This window comes from Micromonospora parastrephiae (assembly GCF_016802865.1).
In the GTDB taxonomy this organism is placed as follows: Bacteria; Actinomycetota; Actinomycetes; order Mycobacteriales; family Micromonosporaceae; genus Micromonospora; species Micromonospora parastrephiae.
The window spans coordinates 1-1773 of record NZ_JAEVHM010000386.1 but is presented as its reverse complement, the minus strand read 5'-3'; the positions used below and the strand labels follow the sequence as shown (position 1 = coordinate 1773).

Genomic DNA, 1773 nt, shown 5'->3' with positions numbered 1-1773 from the left:
GGTCCGGCAGCGACCGCACCGGGCGGTCGGGCCGAGAGCCGGCCAGGGCCGGGTCAGGCCGATCGGCGCGCCGCAGGCGTCGCAGCCGGCCCGGTTGGCGGTGCCCGACGCTACGGCGTGACGCACGGCCGCCAACCGCAGCAACGGGCTGACCGCCATGATCGCGAGCACTGTCGGGAGCCGGACGTGACCCGCAGCCGAGCCGCGTCGTGCCGTTCGTGCATTGCGTCGGCTCCGATCGGGTGGGTTTTCCTGCCCCGGAACGGCCGCCGGAGGGCCACTCAGTGCCATGTCGGCCGCCCCGACCGCACGGTTTTCCCCACCGACGTGAACACGGATCGTGACTGAACGATCGCTTCGGTGTGGCGGATGGCGCAGAAAGCGACCTGCCCGGCAGGGCGTCGAGGGGCCTCCCGGGCCGACGCCGGGTCAGTGGCCTCGTCGATCCGCGCGGCGGGTTCACTGGCCGCGAGGGCCGGTCTGATGCCGGGATGACGCCGCGATGTCCCACTCCCGCGCCCGGCGGAAGGGCGTCTGCGACCCCCGCCGACCCAACCAGGCCCGATCATTGGCGACCGCCCATTCGGCCAATGCCCGGGATGCAGCACGGACACCCGTCACCACCACCTGCCATCACGGAGAGTGTTCGATTGAATTGCCTCTGTTGCATCGGCGAGCGTCAGCTTATGCTCGCCCCTTGAGTGTGACGCAAGCCTCACTACAACAACCGGACGACACAGGACCTTGCATTTGTAGAAGATCCGTAACGGTGAATGCAGAAGCGCAATGAACAGCTCGGGATGTGGTGATCCGGGCGCGTTTCCGCATGCCCGGCGGCAGTGATCCGTCACCGCGTCGGGCGACCACGAGGAGGCTCGACGGTGCGCGGACGCAGCTCAGACGAGCGGCAATCTGCCTGCTGGCGGCCGTGGCGGCGCTGCCGGTCACGGCCTGCGCCAGCGGACGGGAAGCCGTCGAAAGGCCGATGGCGGCCCGGGAGGACGGGCAACAGGCCGATCCGGATGTCGAACGCCGAGCCGCCGAAAAGGCGGCGCTGGACGCGTACTCCGGTTATCTCGCGGCCTCCCGTACGGCGAGCGTACGCAGTGATCCGCGAGCGCCGGAACTCTCCAGGTTTCTCGCTGATCCACTGCTGACTCGGGTCCGAATCTCCATTCGCCAGGCTAAGGAGCACGGCGCGATGCGTACCGGGGCGTTGAAGTCCGACCCCACCGTGACCGCGGTCAGCCTGGACGCGAAGCCGGCCACCGTGGAGATCCAGGACTGCCTGGACACGACCGGCTACCGGCTGGTCTACGCCAAGGACAGGCGGGTGGTCCCGGGCACCGGGGGCGGCAGGCACCTCTCCACCGCCACCGCGACGCGGTTTCCGGACGGCCGGTGGCTGATCAACTCCGGCGCGACGCACCGGACCAGCCGTGCTGACCTGGGGAGGAAGGGACGTCCCGGCTTCTGCCCCCCGGGCCGGGGCGCCCCGCCGGGCGCTCGCCGGGATCGCCCTCGCGCTGCTGCTGGTGGTCGGCGCCACCGTGCCGGCCGCGGCCGCCCGACGTGCCGACCCGGGAGCCGGCTGCCCGCCGGACCAGCCCGACTGCAGCGTCTGGGAAGCGGCGAGACGATGACCTCGCCGTCGCGCAGCACCGCCACGATGGAGGCGAGCCGGGGCTGACCCTGACCGGCCAGCTCGGCGACGTGATGAAGGAGTCGGCGCACATCGCCCTGTCGTACCTGCGCTCCAACGGGCGTCGGCTC

Annotated in this window: 3 pseudogenes; 2 read left to right on the top strand and 1 reads right to left on the bottom strand. The window is 71.2% G+C overall.

From position 1 onward, the window contains the following. A pseudogene (locus tag JNW91_RS32920) lies at positions 1-159 on the bottom strand (prepilin peptidase); the annotation flags it as partial. Positions 160-985: 826 nt separating this feature from the next. Between JNW91_RS32920 and JNW91_RS31265 the strand changes: the two are divergent. Together JNW91_RS31265 and JNW91_RS33360 are read left to right on the top strand one after the other, a co-directional pair. Then, a pseudogene (locus tag JNW91_RS31265) lies at positions 986-1446 on the top strand (hypothetical protein). A gap of 225 nt (positions 1447-1671) precedes the next feature. Next, positions 1672-1773, top strand: a pseudogene (locus JNW91_RS33360) (S16 family serine protease); the annotation flags it as partial.